The organism is Streptomyces sp. NBC_01176, assembly GCF_045039825.1.
Classification (GTDB): domain Bacteria; phylum Actinomycetota; class Actinomycetes; order Streptomycetales; family Streptomycetaceae; genus Streptomyces.
Genome location: NZ_CP108600.1, coordinates 6482231 through 6503665, shown reverse-complemented (window position 1 = coordinate 6503665; position 21435 = coordinate 6482231). Strand labels below are relative to the sequence as shown.

The following is a 21435-nucleotide window of genomic DNA, read 5'->3' as shown; positions in this document are numbered from 1 at the left end:
GCACGACGGGGCGGCACCCCGCACAAGGTGCCGCCCCGCTTCTTTCGTACGCCGGAGCCGTCGATCGCCGGTGAGGGTCGAATGGTGGTCGACGGCGCCGGAGTTCCCGGTTTCCCGGGGCTACCGGTGGTCGCTGCCCTTCGCCGTCGACGCCGCGCGGCCCGCCTCCAGGCGTGCCACCGGAATCCGGAACGGCGAGCAGGAGACGTAGTCGAGGCCGACCTCGTGGAAGAAGTGGACCGACTCGGGGTCGCCGCCGTGTTCGCCGCAGACGCCGAGCTTCAGGTCGGGACGCGTCGCGCGGCCCGCCTTGACGGCGGAGCGGACCAGGGAGCCCACGCCGTCCCGGTCGATGGTCTCGAAGGGCGACACCCCGAAGATGCCCTTCTCCAGGTACGCCGTGAAGAAGCTCGCCTCCACGTCGTCCCGGGAGAAGCCCCAGACGGTCTGCGTGAGGTCGTTCGTGCCGAAGGAGAAGAACTCGGCGGCCTCGGCGATCTGCCCCGCGGTGAGAGCCGCCCGCGGGAGCTCGATCATGGTGCCGATGGCGAGCTTCAGCTCGGTGCCGGTCGTCTCCTGCACCTCCGCGATGACCCGGTCGGCCTCCTCGCGGACGATCTCCAGTTCCTGGACCGTGCCGACCAGCGGGATCATGACCTCGGCGCGCGGGTCGCCCTTGGCGTTCCTGCGCTCGGCCGCCGCCTCCGCGATGGCCCGTACCTGCATCGTGAACAGGCCGGGGATGACCAGTCCGAGGCGCACACCGCGCAGACCCAGCATCGGGTTCTGCTCGTGCAGCCGGTGCACCGCCTGGAGCAGGCGCAGGTCGTTCTCGTTGGCGTCGCCGCGCGACTCCGCGAGCGCCACCCGTACCGACAGTTCGGTCACGTCGGGCAGGAACTCGTGCAGCGGCGGGTCGAGGAGACGGATCGTCACCGGAAGGCCGTCCATCGCCTCGAAGAGTTCGATGAAGTCCCGCTTCTGGAGCGGGAGCAGCTCCTTCAGGGAGTCCTCGCGCTCCGCGTCCGTGTCGGCCAGGATCAGGCGTTCCACCAGTTCGCGCCGGTCGCCGAGGAACATGTGCTCGGTGCGGCACAGGCCGATGCCCTGCGCTCCGAAGCGCCGGGCCCGCAGGGCGTCCTCCGCGTTGTCGGCGTTGGCCCGCACCCGCAGCCGGCGGACCCGGTCCGCGTACGCCATGATCCGGTGCACGGCGGCGACCAGTTCGTCGGCGTCGTCCGCGCCGGCGTGCATCCGGCCCTCGAAGTACTCGACGACCGGGGAGGGCACGACCGGGACCTCGCCGAGGTAGACCTTGCCGGTGGAGCCGTCGATGGAGACGACGTCGCCCTCCTCGATCACCACACCGCCGGGGGCCGTCATCCGGCGCCGCTTGGTGTCGACCTCCAGTTCCTCCGCGCCGCACACGCACGTCTTGCCCATGCCGCGCGCGACGACCGCCGCGTGCGAGGTCTTGCCGCCGCGGGAGGTGAGGATGCCCTCCGCCGCGATCATGCCGTCCAGGTCGTCGGGGTTGGTCTCGCGGCGGATCAGGATGACCTTCTCGCCGGAGCGCGACCACTTGATCGCCGTGTACGAGTCGAAGACGGCCTTGCCGACGGCCGCGCCCGGTGAGGCGGCGATGCCGCGGCCGATCTGCTCGACCTTCGCCTGGTCGTCGAAGCGCGGGAACATCAGCTGGGCGAGCTGGGCGCCGGTCACGCGCTGGAGCGCCTCGGCCTCGTCGATCAGGCCCTGGTCCACGAGCTGGGTGGCGATCCGGAAGGCCGCGCCGGCGGTGCGCTTGCCGACGCGGGTCTGGAGCATCCACAACTGGCCGCGCTCGATGGTGAACTCGATGTCGCAGAGGTCCTTGTAGTGGTTCTCCAGGGTCTCCATGATCTGCATCAGCTGGTCGTACGACTTCTTGTCGATCGACTCCAGCTCGGCGAGCGCGACGGTGTTGCGGATGCCGGCGACGACGTCCTCGCCCTGGGCGTTCTGCAGGTAGTCGCCGTACACGCCCTGATGGCCGGAGGCCGGGTCGCGGGTGAAGGCGACTCCGGTGCCGGAGTCGGGGCCCAGGTTGCCGAAGACCATCGAACAGACGTTGACGGCCGTACCGAGGTCGTGCGGGATGCGCTCCTGGCGGCGGTAGAGCTTGGCGCGGTCGGTGTTCCAGGAGTCGAAGACCGCGTGGATGGCGAGGTCCATCTGCTCGCGCGGGTCCTGCGGGAAGTCCCGGCCGGCCTCGGTCTTGACGATTCTCTTGAACTTCGTGACCAGCTTCTTGAGGTCCGCCGCCTCCAGCTCCGTGTCGACGGTGACCTTCTTGGCCGCCTTCGCGGCCTCCAGCGCGTCCTCGAAGAGCTCCCCGTCGACGCCGAGGACCGTCTTGCCGAACATCTGGATGAGGCGGCGGTAGGAGTCCCAGGCGAAGCGGTCGTCGCCGGCCTGCTGGGCGAGACCCTGGACCGACTTGTCGGAGAGCCCGATGTTCAGGACCGTGTCCATCATGCCGGGCATCGAGAACTTCGCGCCGGAACGGACCGACACGAGCAGGGGGTCGTCGGCCTGGCCGAGCTTCTTGCCCATGCTCGCCTCGAGCGCCTTGAGGTGCGCGCTGACCTCGTCACGCAGTGCCGCGGGCTCCTCGCCGCTGTCGAGGTAGGTCTTGCACGCCTCGGTGGTGATCGTGAAGCCGGGAGGGACGGGAAGGCCCAGGTTGGTCATCTCGGCGAGGTTCGCGCCCTTGCCGCCCAGGAGGTCCTTGAGGTCTTTGTTGCCCTCGGTGAAGTCGTAGACGAACTTCACGTCCCCGACGCCGCTGTCGCCGCTCTCGGCTACGTGGGGATCTTTGTTTTCCGACACGAGTCTCGACTCCTCGACGTCGCGGTGGCTGCCCTGACGGCGAGGAACATACCCAGATCGAAGGCGCCTGGGTACGTCTACTTGCACGTCATGAGCCTGTAACCACCCGTCCGCCACGCGATCGAAAGTCAAGGCTTGGCAAGCGCTCGGAGGGGGATGTTTTCACTTCTTGAACGAGCACCCCTCCACGCGCCAACAAAAACGCTCACGTGAGCACCCTCAGGCACGTCTGAGTTTAATCGATGAACGATCAAGGGGTGGCACTGAGTGCCACCCCTTAGGAAAGTGCAGTCGCCGAAGATCCGCTCATCTGAGCGCCACCCCGATCAGAGGTGGCGAGAATCACGCCGGGAGGGCGGCCGGGATTTCATCATGCGGACCGCGACGCGGACACGACACACGGCTGTCACACGGTGCCGGGCACCGGGCCGCGCGGACCCTCAGACACCCAGCGCCGCCAGCCGCTCCTCGACCCGCTCCGGCGCGTACAGGTACTCCACGACCAGAGCCCCGGCGCCGACCAGTCCGGCCCGCTCGCCGAGCCTCGACGTCACCACGTCCAGATGAGCAGTGGAGCGGGGCAGTGCCCGCTGGTACAACAGCTCACGCACGCCCGTGAGGAACGGGGTTCCCGCCAGGTCTCCGGCGATCATCAGGACACCCGGGTTGAGCAGGGTCACGACGGTCGCGAGGACGTCCCCCACCTGGCGCCCCGCCTCCCGTGCGAGCGCCATCGCCTCCGGGTGTCCGGCCGTCAGCAGGTCGCGCACGTCCGAGCCGGAGGCGGCGGGCACCCCGGACTCCGCGAGCCGCCGCGCGACGGCGCCTCCGCTCGCGACGGCGGCCAGACAGCCGTACGACCCGCACCGGCACAGCGCGTCGGCGCCGACGCGGATGTGCCCTATGTCGCCGGCGCCCCCGTCGACACCCCGGTAGATGGAGCCGCCGACGACCATGCCCGCGCCGATCCCGGTGGAGACCTTGACCAGGGCGAACGCCGAGCAGTCCGGGTACCCGGTGCGCTGTTCGCCGTACGCCATCAGGTTGGCGTCGTTGTCGACGAGGACGGGGACCGCGGCGGCGCGGCTGCCCGTGTGCTCCGCGAAGGCGCGCCCCAGGCGCCCCCGGATGTCGTAACCGTCCCAGCCCGGCATGATCGGCGGCTGCACGACCCGGCCGGTCTCGCTGTCGACCGGGCCCGGCACCGCCAGACCGATCCCGCACACCGAACCGACCGGCCGCCCGGCCTTCTCCAGCAGTTCGGCGAACCAGCCACCGAGTTCGCCGAGGACGGCGTCCGGGCCGTCCTCGATCCGCAGCGTGCCGTGGTGCTCGGCCTGGATCTCGCCGGTCAGCGAGACCACGGCGGCCCGGCCGTGCCGGGTGTCGAGGTCGGCGGCGAGGACGACGGCGTGCGCGTCGTCGAACTCCAGGGTGATGGAAGGGCGGCCGCCCAGCGGTGAGTCCACCGGGCCGCCCGCGCCCTCACGCAGCCAGCCCGCGCGGAAGAGCCGGTCGAGGCGCTGGCCGACCGTGGCCCGCGACAGACCGGTGGCCTGCTGGAGCGCGCCGCGCGTCGTGGCACGGCCGCTGCGCACCAGCTCGAGCAGATCTCCGGAGCTTGCCTGGTTCCCGGCCCTCATGCCCTTCGCCGTCCTTCCCGTCATGCCGGTCATGCCTCACCCCTTGCGTTCCCCAACTCTGCATTACATATTGAGTTTTGCGTGTTAAATAGGCGTAACCCTACGGTACCCAGTGCCGAACCGGTCGGCCGGACGTCTTCGGGGAGACCTGAGTGGACAGCACAACCCAACTCACCATCCACCGCACGGGAATCACCACCCCCGTGCGCACCTCGGGCTCCCCCGCTCCGCCCGGCTCGCGCGAGATCACCCACGCCGCCGCCGACGTATACGATCCCGTCAGGTCCGCCCGGTCGCTGCACCTCAGGGCCGCTCACGTGCTCGAAGACAACTGGACGGGAACGTCCACCGTCCCCTCGCGCGGCCTGTATCCGCACCAGTGGTCCTGGGACTCGGCCTTCGTCGCGATCGGGCTGCGCCATCTGTCGCCCCTGCGGGCGCAGACGGAACTGGAGACCCTGCTCGGCGCCCAGTGGGGTGACGGCCGGATTCCGCACATCGTGTTCAACCCCTCCGTCCCGCTCGACGCGTACTTCCCGAGCCCCGACTTCTGGCGCTCCTCGACCGCGGGGCGCGCCGCGGGCGCCCCGCGCACCGTACAGACGTCCGGCATCGTGCAGCCACCGGTGCACGCGTTGGCCGCCTGGCTGGTGCACCAGGCCGACCCCGGCCTGTCCCGGGCGCGGTCCTTCCTTCCCCGGGTGTATCCCCGACTCGCGGCCTGGCACCGCTATCTGCTGCACCGTCGGGACCTGGGCGGCGGCGGCCTCGCCTCCGTGGTCCACCCCTGGGAGCAGGGCATGGACAACAGCCCCTGCTGGGACGCCCCGCTCGGCCGGATCACCCCGGCCTCGCCGCGCACCTTCCGGCGCGCCGACCTGGACCACGGGTCCGCCGAGGACCGCCCGACGGATCTCGACTACGGGCGGTACGTGCGGCTCGCGACGGACTACCGGGACGGCGGATACGCCGACGGGGCCGGGGACGGGGCCGGGGCCGGGCGATTCGCCGTCGAGGACCCCGCGTTCAACGCGCTGCTGATCGCCTCCGAGCACGCGCTCGCGGCCATCGCCCGGGAACTGGGCGCGGCGGGGACCGCACGGCACGCACGCGCGGAGCGCCTGACGGCGGCGCTGGTGGAGCGGCTGTGGGACCCGGCCGAGGGGATGTTCTTCTGCCGGGACGTGTACGGCGGGAGTGAGAGCGGTGCTCACCGTAGGGAGCGGCGCTCTCCGAGTGGGGCGCTGATCCCCGAGCGCAGTGTCGCCGGGCTGCTCCCGCTCATCCTCCCCGCGCTGCCCCGCGACATCGCCACCACTCTCGTCCGCACCGCGGGCGGCCCGCACTTCGGGCTCGGCGGGGTCGCCCGGCTGGTGCCCAGCTACGACCTGACCGGACACGCCTTCGACCCGCGCCGCTACTGGCGCGGTCCGGCCTGGTTCAACACCAACTGGCTGCTGGAGCGCGGGCTGCGGCTGCACGGGGAGCACGGGCGGGCGGAGGAGCTGCGCTCGGCGCTGCTGGAGACGGCGGACGCGTCCGGCTTCGCGGAGTACGTGGATCCGTACACCGGCGAGGCCTGCGGAGCACTCGGCTTCAGCTGGACGGCCGCGCTGACGCTGGACCTGCTGCACGAGCCCTCAGGGGCGGATCAGGTCGTGTCCCGTCCGGGGTGCGACGCGTTCGACACGGCACAGGGCGCGGCCTCGCACGGCACACCGCCGGACGGCACGGCGCCGCGCAGTTCATTCGAGACGGGCGCCAAGGGAGGGGACCGGGGATGACGGACCGGCATCATCTGCTCGTGCACGGTGGGACGTTCGCCGCCGTGGGTGACGGCGGGGACATCAGCGGGGTGCGGGGCGGCAGCTCCCCGGACGGGTTGTTCGTACGGGACGCCCGGCACCTCAGCCGCTGGCAGCTGACCGTCGACGGCGCGGTGCCCGAGGCGCTGACGCCGGTCTCGGACGGCGACACGGCACGCTGTGTGCTGGTCCCGCGCGGCGGCCGCAACGAACCGCCCGCGTACACGCTCTTCCGTGAACAGGCGGTCACCGACGGCGCGTTCGTGGAGGCGCTGCGGGTCACCAGCAACCGTCCGACGCCCACGACCGTGCGGATCGCGCTCACCGTGGACGCCGACTTCACGGACCAGTTCGAGCTGCGCTCCGACCACCGCACGTACGCCAAGGCCGGGGCCGTACGAAGGCGTCAAGTCCTCGACGATGGGGTGGAGTTCAGCTACCGGCGCGGGGAATGGCGGTCCCGTACGACGGTCACCTCCGAGCCGCCGCCGGACGGGGTCGAGGAGACGGGCACGGGCGCCCGGCGCCTCGTGTGGACCCTGGACCTCCCACCGCACACCTCGTCGGAGCTGTCGCTGCGCGTCGCGGCGCGTCCGCACGGCGCGCTGAAGGAGCCGGAGGTGCCCGACTCCCCCGCCGCGGCGAACGAGCGGCTGCTCGCGCTGGAGGACGAGTTCGCGGAGGGTGTGCCCTTCCCGACCGGCTGGCCGGAGCTGGCGGCGGCCTGCGCGCGCGGGCTGTCGGACCTCGCGGTGCTCCAGGTCCCGGCGACCGGCCCGGACGGCGAGGAGCTGCGGGTGCCGGCCGCGGGAGTCCCTTGGTTCCTCACGCTGCTGGGCCGTGACGCCCTGCTGACCTCGCTGTTCGCGCTTCCCTACCGTCCGCGGCTCGCCGCCGCCACGCTGCCCGCGCTCGCCGCGACCCAGGCGGTCGAGGTGGGGGCGGCCGCGGTGGCCCAGCCCGGCAAGATCGTGCACGAGGTGCGGCACGGCGAGCTGGCGCACTTCGGGCAGGTGCCGTACGGGCGGTACTACGGGTCGGTGGACGCCACGCCGCTGTTCCTGGTGCTGCTCGGCGCGTACACCGAGCAGACCGGTGACGTGGCCCTGGCCCGGCGGCTGGAGTCGCACGCGCGGGCGGCGATCGGCTGGATGCTGGACCACGGTGGCCTGACCTCGTGCGGTTATCTCGTCTACCGCGCGGACGGCGGCGGTCTCGCCAACCAGAACTGGAAGGACTCCCCGGGCGCGATCTGCTCGGCGGACGGCAGCCGTCCCAGCGGCCCGGTGATGGCGGCGGGCGCGCAGGGATACGCGTACGACGCGCTGCGCCGCACCGCCCATCTGTCCCGTACGGTCTGGGGCGACGAGGTCTACGCGGCCCTTCTGGAGCAGGCCGCCGGTGATCTCCGCGACCGCTTCCAGCGGGATTTCTGGATGAGCGAACAGGCCTTCCCCGCGCTGGCGTTGGACGGTGACGGCCGCCAGGTCGACGCGCTCGCCTCGGACGCGGGCCATCTGCTGTGGTCCGGCCTCCTGGACAAGGAGTACGGCGAGCTGGTCGGGCGGCGTCTGCTGGAGCCGGACTTCTTCTCGGGCTGGGGCGTACGCACCCTGGCCGCCGACCAGCCCGCGTACCACCCGCTGTCGTACCACCGCGGCTCGGTCTGGCCCCACGACAACGCGCTGATCACGCTGGGGCTGGCCCGCTACGGCCTGCACGACGAGGCCCGCACGGTCGCCCACGCCCTGGTCGACGCGGCCACGGCGGCCGGCCACCGGCTCCCCGAGGTCCTCGCGGGCTACGGCAGGGCCACGCACGCGGAGCCGGTGCCCTACCCGCACGCGTGCGTACGGGAGTCGAGGTCGGCGGCGGCGCCGCTGGCGCTGCTGACGGCGGTGGGGGGAGCCTGACGGGACTCAGAGGGCGCTCATGGCGTCCCGGGCCGTCCCGGTGAACCGCTCCAGTGTGTGGCGGAAGGCCGCGTGGGCCTCGTCGAAGCGTTCGCGGGCGCCCGGGTCGCCGCAGGTCACGCGCCACAGCGCGCGGTTGGCCTGCGCCGCCGCCTGCTGGAGGGCGGTGGCCGCCTCGGCGGCCCGGACCGGGCCCTCCAGGACGACGACCCGGACACCGCGCATGAGCGGGTCGAAGGCGCCGCGCAGTTCGTCACGCAGTTCCTGAACACGCGTCAGACGGTCGTCCGGGTCGTCGAGTTGCGCGTAGGCGTCGCCGACCCGCCAGTACAACTGGCCGGTGAGGTGCGCCTGTTCCATGAGGTCGAGGTAGGCGGCCCGCCGGGTCTCCCGGAGCCGGTCGCGGTGCTGGACCCGGGCCGACGCCTCGGCCTGGACCCGGGCCGCGCGGGCGTTGCCCAGGGTGGTCACCCAGCCGGCGAGCACCGCCGTCGCGCCGGTGAAGACCGCGACCCATACCGTGCTGTCCGTCACGCCGATCAGTGTCGGGGAGCGGTGGTCCCCTGTCGAGGGCGCCTGCCGTCGACAGGGACCGGCCCGGTCAGCCCCCGGAGGTGTCCAGTTCGGCGTCCTCACTGATGCCCGCGCAGTCGTACGGGTCCTTCAGCCAGCCGTCCGGCAGGACGACCCGGTTGTTGCCGGAGGTGCGGCCACGGGGGCCGTCGGCACCGGTCGGCCACGACTGGTCGAGATTCAACTCGGCGAGCCCGTCGGCGAGTTCGGCCAACGACGAGGTGATCGCGAGGCGCTTGCGCAGGTCGGAACCGACCGCGAAGCCCTTCAGGTACCAGGCCACGTGCTTGCGGAAGTCGATGACGCCGCGGGCCTCGTCGCCGAGCCACTCGCCGAGCAGGGTGGCGTGCCGGACCATGACGTCCGCGACCTCACGGAGGGTCGGGCCGCCGCCGTGTCCGTCGGACCGGCCGTCCGCACGCCCCTCGAAGGCGGCCACCAGATCGGCGAACAGCCACGGCCGGCCGAGGCAGCCGCGCCCGACCACGACGCCGTCGCAGCCGGTCTCGCGCACCATCCGCAGCGCGTCCTCGGCGGACCAGATGTCGCCGTTGCCGAGGACGGGGATCTCCGGCACGTGCTCCTTGAGGCGCGCGATGGCGTCCCAGTCCGCCGTGCCGCCGTAGTGCTGAGCGGCGGTGCGGCCGTGCAGCGCGATGGCCGTGACACCCTCCTCGACGGCGATCCGGCCGGCGTCCAGGAAGGTGATGTGGTCGTCGTCGATGCCCTTGCGCATCTTCATCGTGACGGGCAGGTCCCCGGCGCCGCTCACGGCCTCCCGCAGGATCGCCCGCAGCAGGTTGCGCTTGTAGGGGAGGGCGGAGCCGCCGCCCTTGCGCGTCACCTTCGGCACCGGGCAGCCGAAGTTGAGGTCGATGTGGTCGGCGAGGTCCTCCTCCGCGATCATGCGGACGGCCTTGCCGACGGTCGCCGGGTCCACGCCGTACAGCTGGATCGAGCGCGGCTGCTCGGTCGCGTCGAAGCGGATCAGCTGCATGGTCTTCTCGTTGCGCTCGACCAGCGCCCGCGTGGTGATCATCTCGCTGACGAACAGGCCCTTGCCGCCGCTGAACTCCCTGCACAGGGTGCGGAAGGGCGCGTTCGTGATCCCGGCCATGGGGGCCAGGACGACGGGCGGCTGGACGGTGTGGGGGCCGATCGACAGCGGGGCGGCGGGGGCGAGGACGGTCGTGGACATTCCCCCATTGTCGCGTACGGGAGCGGGTGCCGTGACAGTGGCCGGCGCCTCTCGGGGACGTGCGGTGGACGTCGAGGCCGCGCCGTGACCGCCGTCACGGCATCCGACCAGGGTCATTAGTTAGACGCACTATCGAAGCGGGCGTAGGCTTGTGGAATGCCCGAGCTCACCCCACGCCGCCGCCTCCTGGTGCTCGCGATCTGCTGTATGAGTCTGCTGATCGTGAGCCTGGACAACACGGTACTGAACGTCGCCCTGCCCTCGATGCAGAAGGAACTGCACGCGAGCGTCGCCGGCCTCCAGTGGACGATCGACGCGTACACGCTGGTCCTCGCGTCGCTGCTGATGCTCGCGGGTTCGACCGCCGACCGCATCGGCCGCCGCCGGATCTTCAAGGCAGGTCTGGTGATCTTCACCGTCGGCTCGGTGCTGTGCTCCGTCGCCCCGAACCTCGAATCGCTGGTCGCCTTCCGCATGGTGCAGGCGGTCGGCGGTTCGATGCTGAACCCGGTGGCGATGTCGATCATCACCAACACCTTCACGGACCCGCGCGAGCGCGCCCGCGCGATCGGGGCCTGGGGCGGCGTGGTCGGCATATCGATGGCCGCCGGCCCGCTGGTCGGCGGACTCCTGGTGGACTCGGTCGGCTGGCGCTCGATCTTCTGGATCAATCTCCCGGTGGGCCTCGCCGCCCTCCTGCTCACCTGGCGGTACGTCCCGGAGTCCCGCGCCCCCAAGGCCCGCCGCCCCGATCCGGTCGGCCAGGTCCTCGTCATCGCGCTGCTCGGCTCACTGACGTACGCGATCATCGAGGCGCCCAGTTCCGGCGTCGCCAGGACCACCGTGTTCGGCGCGATCGCCGCCGCCGCCCTGCTCGGCCTGCTGTGGTACGAGCCCCGGCGCGCCGAACCCCTCATCGACCTGCGCTTCTTCCGCTCGGCGCCGTTCAGCGGGGCGACGGTCATCGCCGTCAGCGCGTTCGCGGCGCTCAGCGGCTTCCTGTTCCTGTCGACGCTCTATCTGCAGAACGTCCGCGGCCTGGACGCGCTGCACGCGGGCCTGTGGATGCTGCCCATGGCGGCGATGTGCTTCGTGTGCGCGCCGCTGTCCGGGCGACTGGTCGGCAGTCGGGGGCCGCGTCTGTCGCTGCTGATCGCGGGCGTCGCGACCACCGCCAGCGGGCTGCTGTTCGCCGCGTTCGAGGCCGAGACGTCGAACGTCACACTCGTCATCGGCTACGTGCTGTTCGGCCTGGGCTTCGGCTTCGTCAACGCCCCCATCACCAACACCGCCGTCTCCGGGATGCCCCGCACCCAGGCCGGTGTCGCCGCCGCCGTCGCCTCGACCAGCCGCCAGATCGGCGGCACCCTGGGCGTCGCCGTGATCGGCGCGGTCCTCGCCTCCGGCATCCACGCCTCCGCGTACCGGGAGACGTTCGTCTCGGCCGCCCGCCCCGGCTGGTGGATCCTCACCGGCTGCGGTCTCGCCGTCCTCGTCCTCGGCGCCCTGACCAGCGGACGCTGGGCGCGCGGCACCGCCGAACGCACGGCGCGGCAGCTGGCGCCCGCGGAGGCGGAGACGCGCGAACCGGTGGGCGCCCGCGCCCAGGACGCGCCGGCCACCTAGAAGACCCGGGGAGGCCCACCCCTGGGCCTGTCCGGCCATTTTCGTGATCGCCCGCAGGGCTGACGGGAACGGCCGGACGGGCACGGGGCGTGTTGCGAAAGTCCCGCCTGCCTCGCGACGCGTGGCACGCGCCCTAGGCCACCTCGGTCTCCGCCGCCCGCGCGATCGCGTACAGCTTCTCCAGCCCCTCACGGCTCGCCTCGTCGGTAGGGGCGTACGTCACCATCCGGGCGCCCATGTCGGGGGCGAGCCACAGGTCGGTGTGATCGAGGGTGAGGAGTCCGACGTACGGGTTCAGGAACTGCTTCGTCTTGCTGCGGGCGCCGCCGAACACCTCGTACCGCTCCCAGATCTCGCGGAATTCCGCCGACTCCGTCCGCAGTCGTTTGACCAGCATCTTCCAGGCGGGCTCGCCGAGGTGTCCGGCCATCGAGGCGCGCAGCTTGGCGGCCATCATGCGCATGGTCTCGTCGAGGAGCACGATCGACCTGCGCCACTCCTCGTGGGTGTACACGAGGACCATGCAGTTGCGGTCCTCGGGCGCCACCGCGTCCAGGTCGCTCATCATCAGCCGGGCGTATGTGCGGTTGTACGCCAGGATGTCGTACCGGCTGTTCTGGATGCAGGCCGGGACGGGCTCCAGCTGGGTCAGCATCTGACGCAGGGCCGGGGTGATGGTCGGGCACCGTGCGGCGGGCGTGGGGTCGACGGCGCCGGCCAGCTGGAAGAGGTGGGCGCGCTCGCTGGAGTCGAGCAGCAGGGTGCGGGCCAGCGCGTCGAGAACCTGTTCGGAGACCTGGATGTCGCGGGCCTGTTCGAGCCAGGTGTACCAGGTGACACCGACGGACGAGAGCTGGGCGACCTCCTCGCGGCGCAGTCCCGGGGTGCGCCGGCGCCGGCCGCGGGGCAGTCCGACCTGCTCGGGCGTGATGCGTTCGCGCCGGTTGCGCAGGAAGGCGGCGAGTTCGTGCCGGCGGATCGCGCTTCCGCGCGGGGCGGCGCCGGCGGCCGGGGCCGGGGTGGTGGTCGTCTCCCGCACCATCGTCGTCATGTCTCCAGACTGCCGTCCGCCGGAACCTGTTGCCAGGTACTGCCTCTACCAGGATAAGGACACTCTGGTACCAGCCTGAGGTGGGGACGAAGCTCTTTACGTGACCGAAACCGGAACCCTGACCACACCAGTCCGATCACCGTCCGCGCCGCCCCTTCTCAGTGGCCTCGGACTTTTCACCGTGTTGCTCGGTGCGGCACTGCCGCTCATCGACTTCTTCATCGTCAACGTAGCCCTCCCGACCATCGGCCGAGACCTGAACGCGAGCGAAGCCGTCCTCGAACTCGTCGTCGCCGGGTACGGGGTCTCGTACGCCGTCCTGCTCGTCCTGGGCGGCCGGCTCGGCGACCTCTTCGGACGGCGGCAGCTCTTCCTCGGGGGCATGGCGGCCTTCGGCCTGACCTCGCTGGCGTGCGGCCTCGCGCCCAGCGCCTGGACGCTGGTCGCGGCCCGCGTCGCGCAGGGCGCGGCGTCCGCCGCGATGCTGCCGCAGGTGCTCGCCACCATCCAGGCGGCGACCGCGGGGGGCCGCCGCGCCAAGGCCATGGGCCTGTACGGCGCGACGGCCGGACTGTCCATGGTGGCCGGGCAGATACTCGGCGGCCTCCTGGTCGCCGCGGACATCGCGGGCACCGGCTGGCGCGCGGTGTTCCTCGTGAACGTCCCCGTCGTCCTCCTCGGCCTGGTCCTGGCCGCACGGGCCGTGCCCGAGACACGCTCGCAGCACCCGGAGCCGATCGACACCCCCGGCACCGTCCTGCTCGCGCTGTCGCTGCTGACGCTCCTGGCCCCGCTGACGGAGGGCCGCGCGGCGGGCTGGCCGCTGTGGACCTGGCTGTCACTGGCCCTCTTCCCCCTGGTGGCGGCGGCGTTCTACTTCGTCGAGCGCCGGGAGGACCGGGCCGGCCGCACTCCCCTGGTGCCGCCGAGCCTGTTCGCGCTGACCTCACTGCGGCGGGGTCTGATCATGATCGTGCCGTTCTCGATCGGCTTCAGCGGCTTCATGTTCGTGATCGCGGTGGCCCTGCAACAGGGCGCGGACCTCGGTCCGGTGGCGGCCGGGCTGGCCCTCGCCCCGATGGCCGTGGTCTTCTTCGTCGCCTCCCTCTGCGGGCCGCGGCTGATCGCCCGCCACGGCACCCGGGTCGTCACCGCGGGGGGCCTGATCCAGGCGGTGGGCGTGGCCCTCATCGCGCTGACCGTGTGGCGGTCCTGGCCGGACCTCGGGGTGTGGGAGCTGCTCCCGGGCACGGCGGTCGCCGGTGCGGGGCAGGCGCTCCAGTTGCCGGTGCTCATCCGGATCGTCCTCTCCGAGGTGCCGGCCGCGCGGGCCGGTGTCGGCAGTGGTGTGATGGCGACCACCCAGCAGTCGGCGCTCGCCGTCGGCGTCGCCACCCTGGGCACCCTGTTCCTGTCCCTGGTCCCGGGTCACGGCATGCGGGACGCCCTGGTGACGACGCTGCTGGTACAGCTGGCGGGCGTGGCCCTGACGGCGGCATTGAGCCTGCGGCTGCCGCGCACGGTCGGCTGAGCGGGCAGCGCGGCGCGGGCCGGCCCGGCGAGCGCCGCGGCGGGGGCCGGGCGGCGGCTCCATCCGGTCACGGACCACCGGGGCCGTCCGGCGGGGCCGGGGCCGTGGGCTCACCGGACGACGGCGGGCCCGTTCAGACGGCGGACCCGTTCAGTGGCGGACCAGGCAGAACGGGTGCCCGGCCGGATCCGCGTAGATGTGCCAGCCGCGCCCGTCGGAGTCGTCCAGTACGGTCGCGCCACGTGCCAGGACCTGTTCGCGCGCGAGGTCGAGGTCGGGGACGCCGAAGTCCAGATGGAACTGCTGGGGCCGGCTGGGCTCCGGCCAGCGCGGCGGCTCGTACTCCGCCACCCGCTGGAAGGCCAGGACTGGACCGGACGGCGTGTGGAGCGTCGCCCAGCCCTCGCCGAGCGCCCAGCGCCGGTCGGGCCGGTCGACCTCGCCGCCGAGCAGTTCCGCGTAGAACCGGGCGAGCCGGTGCGGGTCCGGGCAGTCCAGCACGACGCACTGCAGTTCGGCGGTGAAGGGGGCGGGTCCCGGGCCGGCCGGCGGAGCGACCAGGTCCGGCGACTGGCCCGAGCGCCGCAGGGCGTCCGCGACGAAGCCGCCGGACTTCAGCTCCTCGACGACATCACGGAGGAAGCGGACGGTCTCGGGGCGGCGGGTCCTGGTCGTGCCGACCGCCTGCCGGATCTGCATGAACCGGTCCTCGATCAGCCGGAGTTCGGGATGTTCCTCGACGTACGCGGTCATCGGCTGCCGGATCCCGGCCGCGGCCTCCAGCCCTTCGGCGCGGAACGTGTCGACGCCCTCCTCCCCGCGTACGACGCTCGCGTGCCGCAGCGTGCGGGTGAGGAACAGGTCGTAGGCGGACCCGCGCTTCACACCGATCCGTATACCGGGACGGTCGACGTCGGCGGCGTTCACATGGTCCGAGTCGCGGGGCACGGCGTACACGCCCTCGATCACCACGTACGGCTCCGTGAAGGCGACTTCGGCCTCGCGTGCGGGTTCGACGGCCAGGAAGCAGAGGTCGGCCCGGCCCTCCGCCATCGCCTCGTAGGACTTGCGGGCCGCGTCGAAGCAGAGGAGTTCCACGGGCAGGCCCAGCCGCACGCCGATCTCGCGCGCGAGGTCCACGGTGACGCCGGCCGGGGACTGCGAAGTCCCCCGGGCCAGTACCGGATTGCCCAGGTTGATCGAGGCCCGCAGGGTGCCGGTCGGTGCGAGATCCCGCGCGATGGCGGCGGCTTCGGTCGTCATGCAGCGGAGTCTAGGCCGACGGCCCCTGGGCGAATTGCGAGAGTCGCGCCGGCCAACTGGTGACCGAAGAGCCCCCGTTGATCTTCTCCATGCTGCACACTCCTTGCTGCACAGGCCTTGCCGAACAAGCGGAGCGGAAACACCAGGAGGTGTCATGTTGCAGATCAACACGAGCAAGGTGAGCCGCTGGGACCAGCACGGCCGCGAGCACGTCGTCCACGTCCAGCGGACGGGGATGCAGCGCACGATCAGGTGCGGCACCTGCGGCTGGCGCAAGAGCGCGCAGTTCCTGCCGTGGCTGAAGGCGGAGGAACACCTCGCCGACGCCCACCAGGCGACGGTGGACCCGACGGAGGGCTGAGCGCTCTCCGCCGGGTCCACCGGTCAGGGACGCAGGCCGCGCAGGACGAGGTCGACGACCGCCGTGAACTCGGCCTCGATGCCCGGCTGTTCCCATTCGCGGGCGTAGGCCGGGTCGTGGAAGCGGTTCGTGGCGTCGAAGAGCGCGCGGGCCGTCGCGGCGGCGTCGCCGTCCACCGCCGCGAAGTCTCCCTCGCGCACGCCTCGGCCGACGATGTCCGTGAGCTGGCCGACGAGCTCCAGGACGTGTTCCTCGACCACGCTGCTGGTGTCGGCGAGGAGCACCGTGTACGTGGCGAACAGCTCGGGGTCGTCGCCCGCCTTGTGCCGCTTGGCGGCGAACAGCGCTCCGAACCACTGCCTGAGCGCCTCGGGAGGCGTCTCGTCCGTCGCCCCGACGATCCGGGCCAGCGTCTGCGACGTGCGGTCCAGCCAGCGCTTGGTGACCGCCTCCCGCAGCGCCGCCTTCGTACGGAAGTGGCGGTAGACGCTGCCGTGGCTGACGCCGAGCGCGCGGGCCACGTCCACCACGGTGGCCTTGGCCGGGCCGTGGCGGCGCAGCACCTCCTCGGTCACTTCGAGGATGCGCTCGGCGGTCAGGGTCTCGCTGGTCGGTGGTGCCATGACGACGACCGTACCCGGGGGTACTGTCAGCGCTCCGTGCCGAGGTGCGTCATCTGCGCCTGCGGGTAGCGGTCCCCCGCGGCGGCGCCGTCCGGCACGGCCTCCTCGATGGCGGCGAGGTCCCCGGCGTCGAGGGTGACGTCCAGGGCGCCCAGCGCCTCCGCCAGCCGCTGCGGGGTGCGGGCGCCGACCAGGGGCACGATGTCCTCGCCGCGCGAGAGCACCCAGGCGATGGCGATCTGGGCGACGGAGACGCTCTTCTGCTCGGCTACCTTGCGCAGCGCCTCGACGAGGGTGAGGTTGTGCCGCAGGTTCTCGCCCTGGAAACGGGGGCTCATCGCGCGGAAGTCGTTCGCGCCCAGTTCCCGGTCGGCGGTGAAGTGGCCGGAGATCAGTCCGCGGGAGAGCACGCCGTACGCGGTGATCCCGATGCCCAGCTCGCGGGTGGTCGGCAGTACCTCGTCCTCGATGCCCCGGGAGATGAGCGAGTACTCGATCTGCAGGTCGCTGATGGGGGCGGTGGCGGCGGCCCGGCGGATGGTGTCGGCGCCGACCTCACTGAGGCCGATGTGCCGGACATGACCCTTCTCGACCAGTTCGGCGATCGCGCCGACCGTCTCCTCGATCGGCACGCCGGGGTCGGCCCGCGCGATCCGGTAGACGTCGATGTGGTCCACGCCGAGGCGCTGGAGGGAGTACGCGGCGAAGTTCTTCACCGCGGCGGGGCGGCCGTCGTAGCCGCTCCAGCCGCCGTCCGGGTCGCGCAGCGCGCCGAACTTGACGCTGGTCAGGGCCTGTTCGCGCAGGGCCGCGGGCGCGGTGCGCAGGGCTTCGCCGATGAGCATCTCGTTGTGGCCCATGGCGTAGAAGTCGCCGGTGTCCAGCAGGGTCACGCCGGCTTCGAGTGCGGCGTGGACGGTCGCGATGGACTCGGCACGGTCCGCGTCGCCGTACAGCGCGGACATGCCCATGCAGCCGAGGCCGAGGGCGGAGACCTGGGGACCGGTCGTTCCGAGAGGGCGGGTGCGCATGCGGGTTCCTTGGGTCGGGGGGTGGGTGCCGTCGGGCGACCCGTACCCACCATGACATGACAGCTGACAGATTTCAATATCTGTCAGCTGTCATGTGTCAGCGGTGTCGCCCGCCTCGCCACCCATCCCTGCCGCCCCGCCACCGCCCCTATTTGGTCCAGACCTATTGACGACAGGTCTGGACCGCGCGCACTGTCATGCATGCGACACGCCCCCTCCGCGTCCCCCCACTCCAGGAGGCCCCGCATGATCCGCCGGAAGTTGCGCCTGCTCGCCGTCGCGCTGGCGGCCGCCGTCCTCGCCCCCCTGTCGGTCGCCGCCGCCCCCACCGCGTCCGCGGCCGACACCTGCGCCGTGAAGTCCCGCCCCGCCGGCAAGGTCCTCCAGGGCTACTGGGAGAACTGGGACGGCTCGTCCAACGGCGTCCACCCGCCCTTCGGCTGGACCCCGATCACCGACTCCCGTATCGCCGCGCACGGCTACAACGTGCTCAACGCGGCCTTCCCCGTCATCCGGTCCGACGGCACAGCGCTGTGGGAGGACGGGATGGACGCGGGCGTGAAGGTCGCGACGCCCGCGGAGATGTGCGCGGCAAAGGCGGCCGGGCAGACGGTCCTGCTGTCCATCGGCGGGGCCGCCGCCGGCATCGACCTCAGTTCCTCCGCCGTCGCGGACAGGTTCGTGTCGACGATCGTGCCCATCCTGCAGAAGTACAACTTCGACGGGATCGACATCGACATCGAGACGGGCCTGGTCGGCAGCGGGAACATCGGCCAGCTCTCCGCCTCCCAGGCCAACCTGATCCGCATCATCGACGGTGTGCTGGCCCGTATGCCGGCGAACTTCGGGCTGACCATGGCGCCGGAGACGGCCTACGTCACCGGCGGCAGCATCACGTACGGCTCGATCTGGGGCGCGTATCTGCCGATCGTCAAGAAGTACGCGGACAACGGCCGGCTGTGGTGGCTGAACATGCAGTACTACAACGGCAGCATGTACGGCTGCTCCGGCGACTCGTACTCCGCGGGCACCGTTCAGGGCTTCGTCGCGCAGACGGACTGCCTGAACAAGGGGCTGGTCGTCCAGGGCACCACCGTCAAGGTGCCCTACGACAAGCAGGTCCCCGGCCTGCCGGCCCAGTCCGGCGCGGGTGGCGGCTACATGTCACCGAGCCTCGTCTCCCAGGCCTGGCGCCACTACGGGACCTCGCTCAAGGGCCTGATGACGTGGTCGGTCAACTGGGACGGTTCGAAGAACTGGACGTTCGGGGACAACGTGAAGGCGCTGCAAGGCCGTTGAGACCTCGTTGAGACGCCACGAAGCCCCCGCCTCCCGTGATCACGGGAGGCGGGGGCTTCGTCGTCCGCCGGGCGGCGGCCGGTCAGCGGTCGGCCGACCACCGGTCCGGCGCCGGCCGGCGGCCGATCAGCAGCCGATCAGACGGGACGCGAGGTAGCCCTCGATCTGGTCCAGCGACACGCGCTCCTGCTTCATCGAGTCGCGCTCGCGCACCGTCACCGCGTTGTCCTCGAGGGTGTCGAAGTCGACGGTGACGCAGAACGGCGTGCCGATCTCGTCCTGGCGGCGGTAGCGGCGGCCGATGGCACCGGCGTCGTCGAAGTCGATGTTCCAGTGCTGGCGCAGCGCGGTGGCCAGGCCCTTGGCCTTGGGCGACAGCTCCGGGTTGCGGGACAGCGGGAGGACGGCGATCTTGACCGGCGCGAGGCGCGGGTCGAGGCGCAGCACCGTGCGCTTCTCCATCTTGCCCTTGGCGTTGGGGGCCTCGTCCTCGACGTAGGCGTCGAGGAGGAAGGCCAGCATCGCGCGGCCGACACCGGCGGCGGGCTCGATGACGTAGGGGGTCCAGCGCTCGCCGGCCTCCTGGTCGAAGTAGGACAGGTCCTGGCCCGACGCCTTGGAGTGCGCGTTCAGGTCGTAGTCCGTGCGGTTGGCGACGCCCTCCAGCTCACCCCACTCGTTGCCGCCGAACTGGAAGCGGTACTCGATGTCCGCGGTGCGCTTGGAGTAGTGCGAGAGCTTCTCGGCCGGGTGCTCGTACCAGCGCATGTTCTCCTCGCGCATGCCGAGGCCGGTGTACCAGTTCCAGCGCTCCTGCATCCAGTACTCCTGCCACTTCTCGTCCTCGCCCGGCTTGACGAAGAACTCCATCTCCATCTGCTCGAACTCGCGGGTGCGGAAGATGAAGTTGCCGGGCGTGATCTCGTTGCGGAAGGACTTGCCCATCTGCCCGATGCCGAACGGCGGCTTGCGGCGGGAAGTCTGCTGCACGGAGGCGAAGTTGGTGAAGATGCCCTGCGCGGTCTCCGGGCGCAGGTAGGCGACGGAGCCGCTGTCCTGCGTGGGGCCGAGGTGGGTGGAGAGCAGACCCGAGAACTGCTTGGGCTCGGTGAAGGTGCCCTTGTTGCCGCAGTTCGGGCAGTTCAGGTCGGCGAGGCCGTGCTCGGGGAGGCGGCCGTGCTTGGCCTCGTACGCCTCCTCCAGGTGGTCGGCGCGGTAGCGCTTGTGGCAGAAGGTGCACTCGGTGAGCGGGTCGCTGAAGGTGGCGACGTGACCCGACGCGACCCAGACCTCGGTGGCCAGGATCACCGACGAGTCGAGGCCCACGACGTCCTCACGGGAGGTGACCATGTAGCGCCACCACTGGCGCTTGATGTTCTCCTTGAGCTCGACGCCGAGCGGGCCGTAGTCCCAGGCGGCCTTCTGTCCCCCGTAGATCTCACTGCACGGGAAAACGAAGCCACGGCGCTTGCTCAGGCTGACGATGGTGTCGATCTTGTCGGCGGCCACGATGCTCTCTTCAGTACGACGGACGGCGCGAATGATTCAGGTTACCGGCGCCGCCCACCCTCGTATCAAATCGGTTCGGTGACCACCCCGCTCGCCCCGCCGTTCACCGAGGACTTACCGGGGGCTTGTTGACAATCGTTTCCAGGTTTGTTGAAAATGACTGTCATGAACGTACGACGACGCCTCATATCCGGGTCCGCTGCGCTGGCCGCCACCACCCTCGGTCTCGGCACCCTCTCCGCCTGCTCCGGCTCCGCGGCGGCCGACGGCAGGAGCGACGGGAAACTCGATGTCGTCGCGTCGTTCTACCCCATGCAGTACCTCGCCGAGCAGATCGGCGGGACGCACGTGCGCGTGACGAGCCTGACCGAGCCCGGCCAGGAGCCGCACGACCTGGAGATCAGCGTCCGGCAGACCATGCGGCTCGAGAAGGCCGGCGCCATCGTCTACCTCAAGGGCCTCCAGCCGGCCGTCGACACCGCCGTCGCCCAGTCCGAGGTCGGCACGAAGATCGACGCCGCGTCGCTGACCAGACTGGAGAAGCACGGCAACGAGGTCGGCGGACACGCCGCCGCCCACGACGACAGCGACGGCGAGGAGACCGGGGCCACCGACCCGCACATCTGGCTCGACCCGGTGAAGTACGCCGAGGTCGCCCGGGGCGTGGGCAAGGGCCTGGAGAAGGCCGACCCGAAGCACGCCGCCGACTACCGGAAGAACACCGCCGCGCTGGTCGAGAAGCTGGGAGCCCTGAACAAACGGTTCGCCGACGGACTGCGGACCACCAGGACCAGGACCTTCATCACCACCCACGCCGCCTTCGGCTACCTCGCCGAGCGCTACGGCCTCACCGAGGAGGCCATCAACGGCCTCGACCCGGAGTCGGAGCCCAGCGCGAACCGCGTGCAGGGCCTTGAGAGGATGGCGAAGGCCGACGGCGTCTCGACGGTCTTCTACGAGACGCTCGTCAGCGACAAGACCGCGAAGACGATCGCCGGCGACGCCAGGCTGAAGACCGACGTCCTCGACCCGATCGAGGGCATCACCCCGAAGTCCCGGGGCGACGACTACTTCCAGGTCATGGAGTCCAACCTGAAGGCGCTGCAGACGGCTTTGGGCGCCCAGTGATCCCTACGGA

16 protein-coding genes and 1 pseudogene are annotated in these 21435 nt (G+C 71.4%); 7 read left to right on the top strand and 10 right to left on the bottom strand.

What is annotated here, in order from left to right:
* Positions 1-120: 120 nt before the first annotated feature.
* Positions 121-2871, bottom strand: a complete 2751-nt coding sequence (gene ppdK, locus OG199_RS28045) for a pyruvate, phosphate dikinase (RefSeq protein WP_405831814.1) — start codon at positions 2869-2871, stop codon at positions 121-123.
* A 440-nt stretch (positions 2872-3311) separates the two neighbouring features.
* Positions 3312-4547: an ROK family protein gene (locus OG199_RS28040; RefSeq protein WP_405831812.1), complete on the bottom strand. Its 1236-nt coding sequence runs from the start codon at positions 4545-4547 to the stop codon at positions 3312-3314.
* A 119-nt stretch (positions 4548-4666) separates the two neighbouring features.
* On the opposite strand from OG199_RS28040, the gene OG199_RS28035 reads away from it, so the two are divergent.
* Positions 4667-6298: an MGH1-like glycoside hydrolase domain-containing protein gene (locus tag OG199_RS28035; RefSeq protein ID WP_405831810.1), complete on the top strand. Its 1632-nt coding sequence runs from the start codon at positions 4667-4669 to the stop codon at positions 6296-6298.
* Entirely contained in the window at positions 6295-8232 is a 1938-nt protein-coding gene (locus OG199_RS28030) for a glycogen debranching N-terminal domain-containing protein (protein WP_356806209.1), read from the top strand. The genes OG199_RS28035 and OG199_RS28030 overlap by 4 nt, the downstream gene beginning before the upstream one ends.
* A 6-nt stretch (positions 8233-8238) precedes the next feature.
* Here OG199_RS28030 and OG199_RS28025 read toward each other — a convergent pair whose 3' ends face one another.
* On the bottom strand, positions 8239-8766 hold the full coding sequence (locus tag OG199_RS28025; RefSeq protein WP_401799102.1) for a hypothetical protein: 528 nt from the start codon (positions 8764-8766) through the stop codon (positions 8239-8241).
* A 67-nt stretch (positions 8767-8833) separates the two neighbouring features.
* On the bottom strand, positions 8834-10003 hold the full coding sequence (gene dusB / locus OG199_RS28020) for a tRNA dihydrouridine synthase DusB (protein ID WP_405831808.1): 1170 nt from the start codon (positions 10001-10003) through the stop codon (positions 8834-8836).
* Between the two features lie 156 nt (positions 10004-10159).
* Here dusB and OG199_RS28015 point away from each other — a divergent pair, with 156 nt between their 5' ends.
* Complete coding sequence (locus tag OG199_RS28015) at positions 10160-11629, top strand: MFS transporter (protein WP_356808663.1); 1470 nt, start codon at positions 10160-10162, stop codon at positions 11627-11629.
* 133 nt (positions 11630-11762) lie between these two features.
* On the opposite strand, the gene OG199_RS28010 is transcribed toward OG199_RS28015, so the two are convergent.
* Positions 11763-12680, bottom strand: coding sequence for a helix-turn-helix transcriptional regulator (locus OG199_RS28010; protein WP_356808661.1), 918 nt, complete (start codon positions 12678-12680; stop codon positions 11763-11765).
* Between the two features lie 100 nt (positions 12681-12780).
* Between OG199_RS28010 and OG199_RS28005 the strand changes: the two genes are divergently transcribed.
* Positions 12781-14211 carry an MFS transporter gene (locus tag OG199_RS28005; RefSeq protein WP_405831807.1) on the top strand — a complete coding sequence of 477 codons (1431 nt, stop codon included), beginning with the start codon at positions 12781-12783 and terminating at the stop codon, positions 14209-14211.
* Positions 14212-14361: 150 nt separating this feature from the next.
* On the opposite strand, the gene OG199_RS28000 is transcribed toward OG199_RS28005, so the two are convergent.
* Together OG199_RS28000 and OG199_RS27995 are read right to left on the bottom strand one after the other, a co-directional pair.
* Positions 14362-14772: a VOC family protein gene (locus tag OG199_RS28000; protein ID WP_405834694.1), complete on the bottom strand. Its 411-nt coding sequence runs from the start codon at positions 14770-14772 to the stop codon at positions 14362-14364.
* Positions 14761-15474, bottom strand: a pseudogene (locus tag OG199_RS27995) (transporter substrate-binding domain-containing protein); the annotation flags it as partial. The gene OG199_RS28000 and the pseudogene OG199_RS27995, both read right to left, overlap by 12 nt.
* 154 nt (positions 15475-15628) lie before the next feature.
* Here OG199_RS27995 and OG199_RS27990 point away from each other — a divergent pair.
* Positions 15629-15835 carry a hypothetical protein gene (locus tag OG199_RS27990; protein WP_266699036.1) on the top strand — a complete coding sequence of 69 codons (207 nt, stop codon included), beginning with the start codon at positions 15629-15631 and terminating at the stop codon, positions 15833-15835.
* A gap of 23 nt (positions 15836-15858) precedes the next feature.
* Here OG199_RS27990 and OG199_RS27985 read toward each other — a convergent pair whose 3' ends face one another.
* The gene (locus OG199_RS27985; protein WP_356808658.1) at positions 15859-16458 is read right to left on the bottom strand and encodes a TetR family transcriptional regulator; all 600 of its coding nucleotides are present in this window, start codon (positions 16456-16458) and stop codon (positions 15859-15861) included.
* Positions 16459-16484: 26 nt separating this feature from the next.
* On the bottom strand, positions 16485-17489 hold the full coding sequence (locus tag OG199_RS27980; protein ID WP_401799105.1) for an aldo/keto reductase: 1005 nt from the start codon (positions 17487-17489) through the stop codon (positions 16485-16487).
* Between the two features lie 246 nt (positions 17490-17735).
* Between OG199_RS27980 and OG199_RS27975 the strand changes: the two genes are divergently transcribed.
* Positions 17736-18788, top strand: coding sequence for a chitinase (locus tag OG199_RS27975; protein WP_266699039.1), 1053 nt, complete (start codon positions 17736-17738; stop codon positions 18786-18788).
* Between the two features lie 126 nt (positions 18789-18914).
* On the opposite strand, the gene OG199_RS27970 is transcribed toward OG199_RS27975, so the two are convergent.
* Positions 18915-20297 (bottom strand): glycine--tRNA ligase, encoded by a 1383-nt coding sequence (locus tag OG199_RS27970; RefSeq protein ID WP_405831804.1) that lies wholly within the window; start codon positions 20295-20297, stop codon positions 18915-18917.
* Positions 20298-20462: 165 nt separating this feature from the next.
* Between OG199_RS27970 and OG199_RS27965 the strand changes: the two genes are divergently transcribed.
* Entirely contained in the window at positions 20463-21425 is a 963-nt protein-coding gene (locus tag OG199_RS27965) for a metal ABC transporter substrate-binding protein (protein WP_401799107.1), read from the top strand.
* Positions 21426-21435 lie beyond the last annotated feature (10 nt).

Coding starts and splice junctions, on each gene's coding strand:
- OG199_RS28040 (WP_405831812.1), bottom strand. CDS start 4,547: ATGACCGGCATGACGGGAAGGACGGCGAAGGGCATGAGGGCCGGGAAC.
- OG199_RS28030 (WP_356806209.1), top strand. CDS start 6,295: ATGACGGACCGGCATCATCTGCTCGTGCACGGTGGGACGTTCGCCGCC.
- dusB (WP_405831808.1), bottom strand. CDS start 10,003: ATGTCCACGACCGTCCTCGCCCCCGCCGCCCCGCTGTCGATCGGCCCC.
- OG199_RS28015 (WP_356808663.1), top strand. CDS start 10,160: ATGCCCGAGCTCACCCCACGCCGCCGCCTCCTGGTGCTCGCGATCTGC.
- OG199_RS28010 (WP_356808661.1), bottom strand. CDS start 12,680: ATGACGACGATGGTGCGGGAGACGACCACCACCCCGGCCCCGGCCGCC.
- OG199_RS27990 (WP_266699036.1), top strand. CDS start 15,629: ATGTTGCAGATCAACACGAGCAAGGTGAGCCGCTGGGACCAGCACGGC.
- OG199_RS27985 (WP_356808658.1), bottom strand. CDS start 16,458: ATGGCACCACCGACCAGCGAGACCCTGACCGCCGAGCGCATCCTCGAA.
- OG199_RS27980 (WP_401799105.1), bottom strand. CDS start 17,489: ATGCGCACCCGCCCTCTCGGAACGACCGGTCCCCAGGTCTCCGCCCTC.
- OG199_RS27975 (WP_266699039.1), top strand. CDS start 17,736: ATGATCCGCCGGAAGTTGCGCCTGCTCGCCGTCGCGCTGGCGGCCGCC.
- OG199_RS27965 (WP_401799107.1), top strand. CDS start 20,463: ATGAACGTACGACGACGCCTCATATCCGGGTCCGCTGCGCTGGCCGCC.